This is a genomic window from Niveibacterium sp. (genome assembly GCF_041909475.1).
Taxonomy (GTDB): domain Bacteria; phylum Pseudomonadota; class Gammaproteobacteria; order Burkholderiales; family Rhodocyclaceae; genus Niveibacterium.
In genome coordinates, this window is sequence record NZ_JAYRDJ010000006.1 from 127,465 (window position 1) to 141,391 (window position 13,927).

Below are 13,927 nucleotides of genomic sequence, written 5' to 3' on the forward strand. Positions count from 1 at the left end.
TCAGGCGACCTGCTGGATACCGGCCAACACCCAGCCACCGTTGCCGGCAACCGGCTTGGTCAGGTGCCACACCTCGTTGAAGCCCGCCGGCGGCGCATCCTTCTCTTCGCGCAGCAGGCCGTGGAAGCGCACGCTGGCGATGTAGCGGCTGCCTTCCTCGGCGACTTCGAGCACTTCCGCATCGAGCTGGATCACGTCGGTCTGGTTCGCTGCACCGCGACGGTCGTCGATGTCTAGCTTGAACTCGGCAAACATCTCGGGCGTCGTGAACTCGCGGATGTCGTCCAGGTTGCCGGCGTCGTTGGCTGCCTGCAGACGCACGAACTGCACCTTGGCGTTGCGCACGAAGCCCTCGGCATCGAAGCCCGCCGGCAGCGTGTTGGCAACGGGCTCTGCGGCGAGCGGCGCTGCACCACCACCGATGGACGTCACGACCGGGCGATCAGCCTGCGCGTTGTACGGTGCACCGGCGCCGGCGTACTGCATCGACGAAGCCTGCTGCGGTGCCTTGCCGGCCATGAAGCGGCGGATCAGCATGAACACCACGCCAGCCGCCAGCACCGCGAGCAGGATGCCGGCAAAGTCACCGCCAACACCAAAGTGCGACAGCAGCGATGCCAGCCCGATACCGGCAGCGAGGCCGGCCAGGGGCCCTGCCCACTTGCGCCAGCCGGAAGGCTGCGCGGCCGGTGGCGTGGCGCCCGGCTTGGCGGCATTCGCCGCGGCAGGTTGCGGCGCGGTTTGCGGCGGCGTGGCGGGACGTGCCGGCGCGGTGGCCGGTGTACGCTGCATGCCGATCGACCGGCTGCCACCCAGGCGCTTGGCTTCGGCATCGGCCACAACCATCGCGCTACCGATGAAGATTGCAAACACCGCGATCATCAGACGTTTCATTCGTGCGACTGCTTTCATGTCAGTTGAGTCGGGCTGTTAGATGCGAACGAGCACGACAAGTTCAAGGGCTGGCCGCGAAAGCCAAGCCCCTGGCACTTGCAGCATGGCGTTCAGAACTTGTAACCGCGATGCAGCGCCACCGCGCCGGCAGCGAGGTTGAAGTACTGCACGCGCTCGAGCCCGGCGCCACGCATCATCTCCGCCAGCGTGTCCTGATCGGGGTGCATGCGGATCGATTCGGCGAGGTACCGGTAGCTGTCGGCGTCGTTGGCGACCTTCTTGCCCATCCACGGCAACAGCTTGAAGGAGTAGGCATCGTAGGCCGGCGCGAGCGGCTTCCAGATCTTGGAGAACTCCAGCACCAGCAGGCGGCCACCGGGACGCAGCACGCGGCGCATCTCGGCGAGCGCGACATCCTTGTGCGTCATGTTGCGCAGGCCGAAAGCCACGGTCACCAGATCGAAGCTGTCCGATGCGAAGGGCAGTTTTTCGGCGTCGCACTGCGCGGTCGGCAAGTTGAAGCCCTTGTCGAGCACACGGTCGCGGCCGACGGCCAGCATCGCGTGGTTGATGTCGGTGAGCCAAACCTGGCCGGTGTCGCCGACGCGCTTGGCGAAGGCCAGCGACAGGTCGGCCGTGCCGCCCGCCACGTCGAGCACCCGCTCGCCGGGCCGCACATTGGCGATGTCGATGGTGAACTTCTTCCACAGCCGGTGCATGCCCATCGACATGAGGTCGTTCATCACGTCGTACTTCTGCGCAACCGAGGTGAACACCCCGGCAACCTTCTTGGCCTTCTCGCTCTCGGCAACCGTTTCGTAGCCGAAGTGCGTGGTCTTGTCGTTCATCGTCGATTCCTCAATGGCTGCCACAGGCGCCCGAGCCGCAGCCGCCCTTGGGCGCCTTCGGCGTTTCAGTGTCGCGGCTCGCGCCGGCCTCTTCGAGGCGGCGCAGGTATTCGGCCCACAGCGGTTCCTGCCGCGCGCCCAGCTGGTACAGGTAGTCCCAGGTGTAGAGCCCGCTGTCGTGCCCGTCGGTGAACACCAGCTTCACCGCATAGTGGCCGACCGGCTCGATCGCGCTGATGTTCACGTCGCGCTTGCCGGTCTGCAGCACTTCCTGCCCCTCGCCATGCCCGCGCACCTCAGCCGACGGCGAATAGACGCGCAGGTACTCGCAGGGCAGCTCGAAGCGCTCGCCGTCGGAGAAGGCAATCTCGAGCAGGCGCGAACGTTGGTGCAGGCGAATATCGGTCGGGATCGGGGTATCGGTGTCGAGTCCGCTCATGGGTGGCCTCCGCGCACGCTTTCGTGCAAGCCCGGCAGTTTACCCCAGCAGCGGCGCCGGGTCGGCGGGTTACCATCGCCGACCTCTTTCGCCCCGCGCTGGAAACCCATGTTGCTGTCACCTGCTCGCCTGATCCTGCTCGCCACGCTGCTGCTCGCCGGCTGCGGCATGCTGGCGCGCGAAGCCTTCGAGCGCGAGCATGCGCCGGCCGACCCGACGCGTTACGACCACGCGGTGGCGCCCAGCGCCGGGCAAGTAAGCTACCGGCGCCAGATCCAGCCGCTGCTCGGCCAGCGCTGCGTGGTCTGCCACGCCTGCTACGACGCGCCCTGCCAGCTCAAGCTCGGCAGCTGGGAAGGCATCGCGCGCGGCATCAGCCCGGAGCTGGTGTACGACGGCACGCGGCTGAACGAAGCGCCGACCACCCGCCTGTTCGCCGATGCGCTGAAAGCATCTGAATGGCGCGAGAAGGGCTTTTCGCCGGTGCTCAACGAACGCGAGGCCACGCCGGCCGCCAACCACACCGCGAGTCTGCTGTACCGCGCACTGGCACTGAAGCAGGCCCACCCGCTACCGCAGGTCGACGTGCTGCCGAAGGATTTCGACTTCGGCCTCGATCGCAAGCAGAGTTGCCCGCGCATCGAAACCTTCGCCGACTACGCGCAGGACAACCCGCTCGCCGGCATGCCCTACGGGCTGCCTGGGCTGACGCAAGCCGAGTTCGATCTGGTCGCCCGCTGGCTCGAACAGGGCGCACCGGACGAAGGCCCGGCGCCAGTACCTGCGGCAGAGCAGCGCGAGGTCGACAACTGGGAACGCTTTCTGAACGGCGATTCGAACAAGGAACGGCTGATGAGCCGCTACCTGTACGAACACCTGTTCCTCGGGCATCTGTACGTCAGCAACGCGAAGGACGCCAGCGCCTACAAGCTGGTGCGCAGCGCCATGCCGCCGGGCCAGCCGATCCGGCTGGTCGCCACCCGCCGGCCCTTCGACGACCCCGGCGTGTTGCGCGTCTTCTACCGCCTGCAGCGCGATCAGGAACCGATCGTCGCGAAGACCCACATGCCCTACCGGCTCGACGCCGAACGCATGGCGAAGTACCGCAACTGGTTCCTCAAGCCGGACTACGCCGTCGACACCCTGCCGGGTTACACCGCCGAAACGGCGGCCAACCCACTCGCCACCTTCCGCCCCTTGCCGGTCGATTCGCGCCACCGCTTCCTGCTCGATGAAGCGCAGTTCTTCGTGATGAACTTCATCAAGGGCCCGGTCTGCCGCGGCCAGCTCGCGCTCGACGTGATCGAGGACCGCTTCTGGGTCTTCTTCACCGACCCCGACGAGAGCGCCGTCAGCGACGCCAGCGAGCGGGTGCAGCGCGAGGCCGCCAAACTGAAGTTGCCGGCCGCCTGGGGCAGCGACGCCGGCCTGCTGAAGCCGTGGCGTGAATACGCCGAGCAGGAAGAGGAATTCGTGCGTGCACGCACCACCGCGCTGCGCGAGATCGGCAGGCAGGGCGGCGGCCCGACGCTGAAGACGATCTGGGATGGCGATCGCCGCAACCCCAACGCCGCGCTGACGATCTTCCGCCACTTCGACAGCGCCACAGTGGTGAAGGGCCTTGTCGGCGAACCGCCGAAGACCGCCTGGGTGATGGGCTACAACCTGTTCGAGCGCGTCTTCTACCTGCTGTCGGCCGGGTTCGATGTGTACGGCAACATCGGCCACCAGTTGCACAGCCGGCTGTACATGGACTTCCTGCGCATGGAAGGCGAGACCAACTTCGCCATGATGCTGCCGCAGGCTGCGCGCAAGGACACCTTGTCCTACTGGTATCGCCACGACGGCGACGCACTCAAGCGGGTGCTGGGCATGGACGCCGGTGTCGAAACCGGCGTGCGCTTCAGCACGGATGACCCGAAGACCGAACTCTTCGTGCTGTTGAAGCAGCGCCTCGGCCCGGCGCTCGACACCCAGCTCGCGCTCGACCAATACCCGGACGCCGCGCTGCGCCGGCCGTTGCAGGCACTGGCCGCGGTGCGGGGCGCCAGCCTCGACTGGATGCCCGAGGTCGCCTACCTCGAAGTGAGCGACGCCGCGGGCCGCCCGCACTACTTCTCGCTGCTGCGCGACACCGGCCACTTCAACGTGACACATCTGCTGCGCGAATCCAAAGGCCTGGCGCCGGACGAAAACCGCCTCACCATCGTGCCCGGCTTCGTCGGCGCCTACCCGAACGCGCTCTACCAGCTCAAGGCGAGCGACCTGCGGGCACTGACCGACGCTGTGCGTGGGCTCACCTCGGAAGCCGACTACCGCCGCCTCGCCGACCGCTTCGCCGTGCGCCGCACGCGGCCGGATTTCTGGGCCTTCAGCGATGCACTGCACGACGCGATGCGGCGCGAAGGGCCGGTGGATGGCGGCCTGCTCGACTACAACCGGCTGGAGAACCGCTGAGCGAATCCGCCCGGCCACTGACGCGGGCCGCCGCAAATACGGCGCCGCATTAATCGCTGCTTAAGCTTGCAGTCCGACACTGGCGCCATCCTTCCTCCCGGAGATGCGTCATGAAACGTTACCTGTACGGTCTGCTTGCGCTTGCGGCCGGCGCCTGGCTGTTGAGCCCGAGTGCCAACGGCGCCGGCTTCTGGGCCTGGCGCCGCGAAGCGGTGCTGCTGACTGGCCTGCTCGGCCTCGTCACCATGAGCGCCGCGATCCTGCTCGCCACCCGCCCGCGCTGGCTTGAACAGCGTCTGAACGGGCTCGACAAGGCCTACGGCCTGCACAAGTCGCTCGGCATCGCGGCCGGCGTAACGCTGGGCCTGCACTGGTTCGCCGAGAACGGCGCGAAATGGCTGGTGCAGCTCGGCCTGGTGATGCGTCGCGCGCGCGGCGGCCCGCACGGCCCCGAGAACGCCCTGATCGACTTCGCCAAGGACAGTGGCGAGTGGGCCTTCTACGTGCTGATCGCGCTGGTGCTGGTTGCGCTGGTGCAGCGCATTCCCTACCGCTACTTCCGCTGGGTGCACAAGGCGCTCGCCGTGGTGTTCCTGTTCGGCGCTTTCCATGCCGTGGTGCTGATGCCGGACAGCTGGTTCAGCGCCCCCGCCGGCTGGCTCACGATGATGGCTGCGGCCATCGGCAGTGCGGGTGCGTTGTGGTCGCTCGCCGGCCGCATCGGCAAAACGCGTACGCACCAGGGCCGCATCGAATCGGTCGCCGTATCGCCGAGCGGCCTGATCGACCTGCGCCTCGCGCTGCCGGCGCCGGGCCTGCGCTACCGCGCCGGCCAGTTCGCCTTCCTGAAGTTCGACGCGCAGGAAGGCCCGCACCCCTTCACGATCGCGTCGGCCGACGACCCCTGCCGCCCGCGCTTCGTCATCAAGCCGCTCGGCGACTACACCGATACGCTGGCGGCACGGCTCGCCGCCGGGCAGGCAGTGGAACTGGAAGGCCCTTACGGCTGCTTCGACTTCAGCGCCGACGGCAAACGCGAGATCTGGATCGCCGGCGGCATCGGCGTCACGCCCTTCCTCGCGCGGCTCGATGCGCTGGCGGCGCAGGGTGGCAGCAGCCGGCCGGTGGACTTCTGGTACTGCACGCAGCAGCACGCCGAAGCGCTGTTCCCGGTTGATCTGGAAGCCCGCTGCGCGCGCGCCGGCGTGACGCTGCGCCGCATGGCGGCTGATTGCGCGGGCCTCTTGTCGGCCGAACGCGTGGCTGCCACGACCGGCTCGCTCGACGGCGCGCGGGTGTGGTTCTGCGGCCCGAGCGGCTTTGCGCAAAATCTGCGCACGGGGCTCGAAGCGCTGGGCCTGCCGCGCGGCGCCTTCCACAACGAACGTTTCGCGATGCGCTGACACACCCGGTGCGCGAGGCCTCTGCCACAATCGGCGCTTTCCCGCCGCCGAGCCTGCCGTGAGCCCAGCCCCGCGCACCGCCACCGTCGTCTTCATCTTCATCACCGTGGTGCTCGACGTGCTCGCGCTGGGCGTCGTGATCCCGGTGCTGCCGAAGCTGATCGAACAGTTCATGGGTGGCAACACCGCGCGCGCCGCCGAGATCAACGGCCTCTTCTCGACCGCCTGGGCGCTGATGCAGTTCGTGTTCTCGCCGCTGCTCGGCGCGCTGTCGGACCGCTTCGGCCGCCGCCCGGTGATCCTGATCTCCTGCCTCGGCCTCGGGCTGGACTACCTGTTGATGGCGCTGGCGCCAACGCTGTGGTGGCTGTTCGTCGGGCGCGTCATCTCCGGCATCACCGCGGCGAGCTTCTCCACCGCTGGCGCCTACATCGCCGATGTCACGCCGCAAGACAAGCGCGCCGGTGCCTTCGGCATGATCGGCGCGGCCTGGGGCCTGGGTTTCGTGATCGGCCCGGCGGTCGGCGGCCTGCTCGGCGGCATCGATCCGCGCTTGCCGTTCTGGGTTGCCGGCGCGCTGGCGCTGGCGAACTTCGGCTACGGATTCTTCGTGTTGCCCGAATCATTGCCGCGCGAACGCCGCTCGCCCCGGTTCTCATGGCAGCGCGCCAACCCGCTCGGCGCGCTGAAGCTGCTGCGCTCGCACCGCGAGCTGTTCGGGCTGGCCGGCGTGAACGCGCTGTACTGGTTCGCGCACTACGCGCTGCCCTCCACCTTCGTGCTCTACACCGGCCACCGCTACGGCTGGAATGCGCAAACCGTGGGCCTCACGCTCGCCGCAGTCGGCATCTGCAACGTGATCGTGCAGGCCGGGCTGGTGCGCCGCGTGGTGCCGCTGATCGGCGAGCGCAATGCGCTGCTGCTGGGCCTGGCGGCCGGCGTTGCCGGTTTCACGGTGTATGGCCTGGCACCGACCGGCTTCTGGTTCTGGGCCGGCCTGCCGGTGTTCGCGGCGATGGGCTTCTTCGGCCCCGCGCTACAGGCGCTGATGACGCGCCATGTCAGCCCGCAGGAGCAAGGGCAACTGCAAGGCGCCAACAGCAGCATGTCGGCCCTGGTCGGGCTGCTCGCGCCGGGTACCTTCAGCCTGGTGTTCGCGGCCTCGATCGACCCGGCTGTCGGCTGGCATCTACCGGGTGCAGCGATGCTGCTGGCCGCCGCCGTTACCCTGGTGGCGCTCGTCCTGGGCGCCCGCGTGACGCGGCGCGAAACAGCCTGAAACCAGGCCTGACGCCGCCGCGTCAGATGCGGCTGGTGTTGCCGGGCGCCTCGATCACCACCGGCAGCCCCTCGCGCGCGAGTTCGATCCGGTTGCGGCCGCCTTCCTTGGCGCGATACAGCGCGGCGTCGGCGCGCATGTAGAAGCTCTCGCCATCTTCGCCGTACTCGTGCAGCGCAACGCCGATGCTGATCGTCAGCCGGCCGTGCTGCGAATTCTTGTGCGGGATGTTCATCGACTCGATCGTGAAGCGCACATGCTTGGCGACGTTCATGACGACGGCGATGTCGGCGTCTTCCAGCAGGATCGCGAACTCTTCGCCGCCGAGCCGCGCGCACAGGTCGGTCGCCCGCGCCGCCGCAGCGCGCATCACTTCGCCGACCTTCTGCAGCGCGTGGTCGCCCGCCGCATGGCCGTAGCGGTCGTTGAAGGATTTGAAGTTGTCCAGATCGAGCATCACCAGCCCGAGGCCGGCGCCGCTGCGTTGCTGGCGGCGTAGCGCGAGGGCGAGGCGCTCGTCGAAGGCGCGCCGGTTCGCGAGCCCGGTCAGCGCATCGGTGGTGGCGCGCAGTTCGAGGTCGCGTACCTGCTCGCCGATCACCGCGAGCAGCGCGTTGGTGTGCGCGGCAAGGTGGCCGATTTCGTCGCGCCGGCTTTCGGTCACGCGCAGCGTCCAATCCTTCTGCTGCCAGATGCGGTCAATTTCGGCTGAGAGCTTGCGTACCCGAAACACCAGCGCGCGGTCGAGCACGAAGATCAGCGCCACCGCGAATAGCAGCGCCACCGCGAGCAGCTTCAGGCTGACACGCCACAGGCTGCTGCGGCCCAGTGCGCTGATCTCGCGCGGCAGGCTCATCACGAGATCGCCGAACACGTTTCCGCCCAGATCCGCCACGGCGTGGCGCACTTCGAGGGTATCCGGCGTCGAGCGGATCACCGGCGCGGCGCGGCCGAATACCTGCGACGTGATCGGCGCACCGGCAATGTCGGGGCTCGCCGCCGGCCCCGAAGGCGGTGCCAGCGTGAAATCGATGTGGCTTTCGGCTTTCACGCGCCGGACCAGCGTTGCATCGAAGCGGCGCGCGATCACGACGATGCCGCGCGGCGGCTGTGATACCGCGGTATCGCGGATCGCCATGCGGCAGGTAAGGTAGTTCGCCACGCCAAGGCGCGCGACGCCGCATTGGCTCGCGTCCGCCGCGATCGGGCTGCTCAGCGTGCGCAGCAGCGGGTTATCCGGCGACTTGAGTGGCGACAGGTCGGGCGCGGCATCACCCTTTGCCGGCGCGGCGATTGCATCGAGCAGATGGCCATCGGGCGCGATCACCAGCACCCAGGCGAGATCAGAAGGCACCAAGACCGAAGGTTGCAGGTTCTCGGTGCGGAAAGCGGCACCCGGTGCCGCCACATAGGCATACAGCTCGCTCCAGTGCGCCCAGCCGAGCAGGAGCTGGCCAAGCGAGCGGGCTTCGATTTCCAGCGCGTTCACCAGGCGTTCGGTCTCGTGTTCGGCGGCTTCGCGTTCGATCTGCACAAAACTCGCACCGATGCCGCTCGCCAGCAGGCCGGCCGCCAGCAGCACCGCAATCGCCAGCACGCCGACGACGCCAAGGATCAGGCGCGCGATCAGGGGCATCGCGAATCCCGGTGAGCGCAGCCGAAGCGCCGGCGATGGACGGATCGCGGATTCATACGACCGTTTACGGCCTGCGCTGACGGGGCTTGAACGCAATGCCGGCAACTGCGCGATCCGTCACGGACAGCCGCGGCGATCGAGGCGCAGATTCCCGCCACAGGCCGGCCGCGTGGCACGCGCTTTGCGTGCTGTCTCGCACAGGCAACCCCCAGCCTGGACAAGGAGGTGCTTGATGCCAAGCACGAAACGCGAAACGGTGCTCGCGCTGAACCTGATCTTCGGCCTGACCCTGGTCGGCTGGCCGTTCATGGCGGTGTTCTCGCTCACGCTGGTCGAGGGCAGCCGCGCCACCAACGACAGCTACCTTGTGCTGATGCTGGCGTGCGTATGGCTGTACCCGATGACCTACATCGGTGCACTGGCCTGGAGCCGGCTGGCGCTCAACCGCAGCCGCACCCGCCGCCGCGCCATCCGCATCGCGCTGCTGCCGGGCATCAACCTGCTCGCCGCGCTGACGATGACGGTGGCGGTGTGGCTACATTGCGGCAGCGAGTTCGCGTGCTGATCGCCCGTGGCGGGCGGCGCGGTGCCATGCCGCGCCGGCCGGATTGGCTAACGTAACTCGGTCAGCGGCGCGGGCACCACGTCGACAGTCCGCGGGCGCACCAGCAGCGCCAGCACCACGGCGGCCACCGCCAGCACCCACACCACCACCGCACCGGAAGGCAGATCGAACACCGCCGAGGCGGCCAGGCCCAGCCCATAGCCCACCGCGCCCAGCGCCCAGGCCGCCAGCAGCCGCGGCGTGCCGCTCAGCTCACGCGTGGCCAGCGCCGGAATGATCAGGCTGGAGAACACCAGATACACGCCCACGACCTGCACCGAGGCCGTCACCGCAATCGAGAACAGCGCGTAGAACACGAAGCTGCCGCGCTTGCGCGCACCGCCGAACCACAGCACCAGCAACACCGCCGTCAGCACCGCGAGCCAGCCGATCTGCTTCGGGCTGACCCACAGGATCTGGCCGACCAACAGATCTTTCAGGTGCTCGCCGCCGTGCGGATTGCTTGCGAGCAGCAGCAGCCCGCCGCTCGCAGCGAGCACGAAGAGCACGCCGATCAGCGCCTCCTGATGGCGCCCGGCGCGCCGCTCGGTAAAGGTCAGCAGCAGCGCGCCGGCCAGTGCGGCGGCCACCGCCGCCACCTGCACCATCAGGCCCTGCGGCTCCCAGCCCATGAAGTCGGCGGCGATCACGCCAAGCCCGGCGATCTGCGCGATCGCGAGGTCGATGAAGACGATGCCGCGATCGAGCACCTGCATGCCCATCGGCACATGGGTGGCGAGCACCAGCAGGCCGGCGACGAACGCCGGGCCGAGGATGGACGCATCGAGCGCCGAGAGGTCGATCATTTTCCGGCTCCCTTGAGCAGGCGGGCGATCGTGTCGTCGAACAGGCCGAACAGGTCTTTCGCGGCCGGCGTGCCGCCCACCGTGAAGGGCAGTTGCACTGCGGGGATCTTCGCCCGCTCGGCGAGCCAGTCGGCCGAGCGCGCATCCTGGTAGGCGGCATACACGATCAGCTTGGCGGGGCGGTCTTTCTGGCGCGTGAGAATTTCCTGCAGGTGGGCCGCGGTGGGCTCGACGCCCGGCTTCGGTTCGAGCGCATCCACGTACTGCAGGCCGAGCCAGTTCTCCATGTAGGTCCATGCCTTGTGCTGGGCCAGGATGGGTGTGCCGCGCAGCGGTGCCGCCTGCGCCGACCAGCGCGCGAGTGCGGCATCCCAGCGCTTGGCGAAGTCCTGCGCGCGCTGCTGATAGGTGGCGCGATTGGCCGGGTCGATCTGCTCCAGCCGCTGCGCCAGCGCTACGGCCACCTTCGCGATGTTGCGTGGGTCTGTCTGGATGTGCGGATTGCCTTCGGGGTGCACATCGCCGTCGGCGCGGTCCACGCGGGTCGGCACATCGAGCTTCTGTACGAAATCGGATGCGGCGAAGTTGCCCGGCTTGCCGGGCTGGATCGCGGCGTTGCCCGATTGCTGCAGCAGCACCGGCAGCCAGCCGATCTCAAGCCCGGCGCCGGTGCAGGCGAGCAGTTCGGCATTGCGGGCGCGCGCGATCAGGCTCGGCTTGGCTTGCACATGGTGCGGGTCTTGCAGCGCCGTGGTGGCAAGGGTCACATCCACCTTGTCGCCCCCCAGTTCCTGCACCAGCGCGCCCCATTCGGGTTCGCAGGCGAGGACCTTGAGCGCGGCAGAGGCCGGGGCGGTGGCTGCGATCAGCAGCATGGCGGCAAACAGTTTCTTCATGTCCGGTGCTCCGTGGTGGCTCAGTAGGTGTGCGCGCCGTGCGCGCCGAGGCTCATCTGGTACTGGATGAAGGCCTGGCTGTCGGCGAGGCCTTCGCGCGACAGATCGCGCGTGAATTGCAGGCGGATACGCGAGAACTCGCTCGGGTTGTAGTCCAGCATCAGGCTGGCGCGTGCCGGGTCGTAGTTGCTGGCGGCAAGGTTCGCGGCGTTGAGGCCGTAATCCACCGTGCCGTGCTGCAACTGCTCGCCACGCAGGCCAACGCGCCACTGCGGCATGAACTGGTAAATGCCTTGCAGGTACCAGCCGGACTGCGTGCTGCGATACGCATCGCTGCTGTTAACGCCGGCCGTGTCGTAAGCGAGATCGCCCTTCTGCGTGCGGCGCAGGTATTCGCCCTGCAGCTTGAAGTTCTGCACCATCGCGTTGCCCATCGGCGCCCACTTCCACACGAAGTCCGCGATCCACAAGCGGGAGTCGCCGGTGAAGGCATTGCTGACGCTGTTGCCGGCAAGGTCATCCGCCTCCCACGACAAACCCTTCGCCTTGGTCTGCAGATACGAGAGGCCCGCGCGCCAGCTGTGGCTCTCGCCAACATCGCCGCCGATGTGGCCATACACCGCACCACCGCCCGCGCCATTGCCGCCCGAGTCGCTGCCGGGGTAGGCACGGCCGCGGCCCAGCTCGGCGCCGAATTCGAGGTAGGTGTCGGTCGGCGCCAGCCAGCGCATCTGCACGCCATCGTCGCCGTACTGGCCGCCGACGAAGGCCTGATAGGCGAGCGGCGCGTCGACGAAGTCCCAGGTATGGGCATGGGTTTCGTTCAGGTAGCCGATGCCGGAAAGGTAGCGGCCGACCTTCAGCCCCAGACCGTGATCGAGGCCCATCGTCTGCACATAGGCCTCCTCGACCGACAGCGAGTTGTCGCCATGCAGCGCGATGTTCGCGACGCCGCGGAAGCGGTGGTCGATGTTGGCGGACAGGCCGAGTTCCGATTCGCCAAGGTTGAAGCCGCGATCGCCGGGGCCAACCTCGGCATCCGACGGCAGCGGGAAGCCGGTGATCGCGTAGTTGGCCGGGTCGCGCTTGGTGTAGGTGTACTGGCCGGCCAGGATCAGAGAGATCGCCGGGTTGAAGGCGCTGTCGCTCGACTGCGGTGCAGCGGCAACCGGTGCGGCCTGAGCTACGGGCGCCGGGGCCTCGGCGACGGCAGCTGGCGTCGCGCTCGGGGCCACGGCCACCGCGGGCGCGGGGCTGCGCGCCTCGGCGGTTTCGAGCCGTTTTTCGAGCGCCTGGATGCGCGATTCGTAGCTCGCACGCATCGCTTCGATTTCTTTGCGCAGCTTTGCCACATCGGCGCTCTCGGCCGCGTGGACAGGGGTCGTCAGCGCGAGCAGCAGGCTCGCGGACAGGAGTTTCCGTTGAAACATCGATGCCTCACGTCAATCGCAATGAACAGGAACGGCCAATCCCGGGCGGGATGCCGTCAGAGAAGGTTCAGGCGAAGGCGCGAGGGGGCGCGCGTGAGGCGTAAGGCAGCGGCGCGACAGCGCGCGGCGGGTTGAGCGGAAGGGTCTGCTCGACAACGGGCGCCGGCGCCAGCAGCGCAAGCGGCATCTTTGCACCGGCAATGCCGCCGGTGACGCCGCTGAATGCGAGGCAGGCCTCACACAGCGTCGAGTCCGGCGCGGCGGGCGCCTGCACCGAACGGGTCGCTTCCGCCGCCTGCGCCGCATGGCCGTAACCATGCGCGTAGGCGCCCAGCTGCATCAGGGGCAGCAGCAGGAGCCACAGCAGGAGCAGGGCCGGCAGCAAATGCCGGCGCTTCGGGGCGATCAAGGCAGTCGAAGAAGCAAGGTCAGGTTGAACCGGCGATTAAAACGCGACGAGGTTGCAGCCGCGTGACGCCCGCCTCAGGCGGGGCACTCGCTGAGGCAAGTCTGGCTGCGCATGCGGCGCAGGTTTGCGACATGCGCGCCCACCAGCAGCATGCCGCCGGCCACGGTGAACGGCACATCGAGCGATTCGATGTGGAACAGCGCCTCGGCACCGACCGCGATCGTGCACAGCGCGATGCCGGCCAGCGCCGCCACGCCGACGAAGCGCGAGCGGTGGCGCCGGTAACCCGGCAGCAGGGCGAGCAGCGACAAACCGATGATCGGCAGCAGCAGCAACGCATGCACCCCCGTGTGCGGCACCAGCGCGAGCGCCGGCAGCAGCGGAATCAACAGTGGCAGCGCGAGGCAATGCACCAGGCAGGCCGCTGACGCAAAGATACCCAGCTTGTCCCAGGTGCTGCGCGGCACATGCACATGGCCGTGGTGGCCGGCGTGATCGTGCGCGCTCATCGGTGCACCGCCACCGGCACGTTGCAGGCGGCACAGTGGCCGTGCACTTCGAATTCGACCTGCGTGCTGGCAAAGCCGGCCGGCAGGCGCGGCGCAGCGCGCGGCGTGTCTTCAAGGCAGAACACCTTGCCGCAGTCGTCGCACACGAAGTGCGCATGCGCCTGATGCGGCTGGCCATCGGTGCTGGCGGCGGAGAAGCGGAACACGCGCTGCTCGTCCGCAACCTTGTGTGCCAAGCCTTGTTCAACGAGCCAGTCGAGCACACGGTAGAGCGTCACGCGATCGACCGGCGTGCCGTCGTCGAGCGCTTTTTCCAC

General features: G+C 68.2%; 14 protein-coding genes. 4 read left to right on the forward strand and 10 right to left on the reverse strand.

Translation table 11 applies throughout. The annotated features are described in order from the left end of the window. The 3 genes from ACE3P0_RS06845 to ACE3P0_RS06855 all read right to left on the reverse strand — a co-directional run bounded on the left by ACE3P0_RS06845 (position 1) and on the right by ACE3P0_RS06855 (position 2,181). A complete protein-coding gene (locus tag ACE3P0_RS06845; protein ID WP_374401192.1) occupies positions 1–894 on the reverse strand; it encodes a Tim44 domain-containing protein in 894 nt (297 codons plus the stop codon). Between the two features lie 110 nt (positions 895–1,004). After that, the gene (gene ubiE, locus ACE3P0_RS06850) at positions 1,005–1,742 is read right to left on the reverse strand and encodes a bifunctional demethylmenaquinone methyltransferase/2-methoxy-6-polyprenyl-1,4-benzoquinol methylase UbiE (protein WP_374401194.1); all 738 of its coding nucleotides are present in this window, start codon (positions 1,740–1,742) and stop codon (positions 1,005–1,007) included. A gap of 10 nt (positions 1,743–1,752) precedes the next feature. Then, entirely contained in the window at positions 1,753–2,181 is a 429-nt protein-coding gene (locus ACE3P0_RS06855) for a gamma-butyrobetaine hydroxylase-like domain-containing protein (RefSeq protein ID WP_374401196.1), read from the reverse strand. 108 nt (positions 2,182–2,289) lie between these two features. Between ACE3P0_RS06855 and ACE3P0_RS06860 the strand changes: the two genes are divergently transcribed. The 3 genes from ACE3P0_RS06860 to ACE3P0_RS06870 all read left to right on the forward strand — a co-directional run bounded on the left by ACE3P0_RS06860 (position 2,290) and on the right by ACE3P0_RS06870 (position 7,320). After that, positions 2,290–4,638 carry a fatty acid cis/trans isomerase gene (locus tag ACE3P0_RS06860; RefSeq protein ID WP_374401198.1) on the forward strand — a complete coding sequence of 783 codons (2,349 nt, stop codon included), beginning with the start codon at positions 2,290–2,292 and terminating at the stop codon, positions 4,636–4,638. A gap of 110 nt (positions 4,639–4,748) precedes the next feature. After that, entirely contained in the window at positions 4,749–6,041 is a 1,293-nt protein-coding gene (locus ACE3P0_RS06865) for a ferric reductase-like transmembrane domain-containing protein (protein ID WP_374401200.1), read from the forward strand. Positions 6,042–6,099: 58 nt separating this feature from the next. Beyond that, complete coding sequence (locus ACE3P0_RS06870; RefSeq protein WP_374401202.1) at positions 6,100–7,320, forward strand: TCR/Tet family MFS transporter; 1,221 nt, start codon at positions 6,100–6,102, stop codon at positions 7,318–7,320. Between the two features lie 22 nt (positions 7,321–7,342). On the opposite strand, the gene ACE3P0_RS06875 is transcribed toward ACE3P0_RS06870, so the two are convergent. Then, positions 7,343–8,956, reverse strand: coding sequence for a diguanylate cyclase (locus ACE3P0_RS06875; protein WP_374401204.1), 1,614 nt, complete (start codon positions 8,954–8,956; stop codon positions 7,343–7,345). 232 nt (positions 8,957–9,188) lie between these two features. Between ACE3P0_RS06875 and ACE3P0_RS06880 the strand changes: the two genes are divergently transcribed. Further along, the gene (locus ACE3P0_RS06880; RefSeq protein ID WP_374401206.1) at positions 9,189–9,521 is read left to right on the forward strand and encodes a hypothetical protein; all 333 of its coding nucleotides are present in this window, start codon (positions 9,189–9,191) and stop codon (positions 9,519–9,521) included. 47 nt (positions 9,522–9,568) lie between these two features. Here ACE3P0_RS06880 and ACE3P0_RS06885 read toward each other — a convergent pair whose 3' ends face one another. From ACE3P0_RS06885 to ACE3P0_RS06910, 6 genes are all read right to left on the reverse strand, one after another. Further along, complete coding sequence (locus tag ACE3P0_RS06885; RefSeq protein WP_374401208.1) at positions 9,569–10,366, reverse strand: metal ABC transporter permease; 798 nt, start codon at positions 10,364–10,366, stop codon at positions 9,569–9,571. Then, positions 10,363–11,262: a metal ABC transporter substrate-binding protein gene (locus tag ACE3P0_RS06890; RefSeq protein WP_374401210.1), complete on the reverse strand. Its 900-nt coding sequence runs from the start codon at positions 11,260–11,262 to the stop codon at positions 10,363–10,365. The genes ACE3P0_RS06885 and ACE3P0_RS06890 overlap by 4 nt, the downstream gene beginning before the upstream one ends. Before the next feature lie 20 nt (positions 11,263–11,282). After that, positions 11,283–12,692: a hypothetical protein gene (locus tag ACE3P0_RS06895; RefSeq protein ID WP_374401212.1), complete on the reverse strand. Its 1,410-nt coding sequence runs from the start codon at positions 12,690–12,692 to the stop codon at positions 11,283–11,285. Between the two features lie 67 nt (positions 12,693–12,759). Next, positions 12,760–13,101, reverse strand: coding sequence for a hypothetical protein (locus ACE3P0_RS06900; RefSeq protein WP_374401214.1), 342 nt, complete (start codon positions 13,099–13,101; stop codon positions 12,760–12,762). Between the two features lie 74 nt (positions 13,102–13,175). After that, a complete protein-coding gene (locus ACE3P0_RS06905; RefSeq protein ID WP_374401216.1) occupies positions 13,176–13,610 on the reverse strand; it encodes a MerC domain-containing protein in 435 nt (144 codons plus the stop codon). After that, a partial coding sequence (locus ACE3P0_RS06910) for a Fur family transcriptional regulator (RefSeq protein WP_374401218.1) occupies positions 13,607–13,927 on the reverse strand: 321 nt, incomplete at its 5' end. The genes ACE3P0_RS06910 and ACE3P0_RS06905, both read right to left, overlap by 4 nt.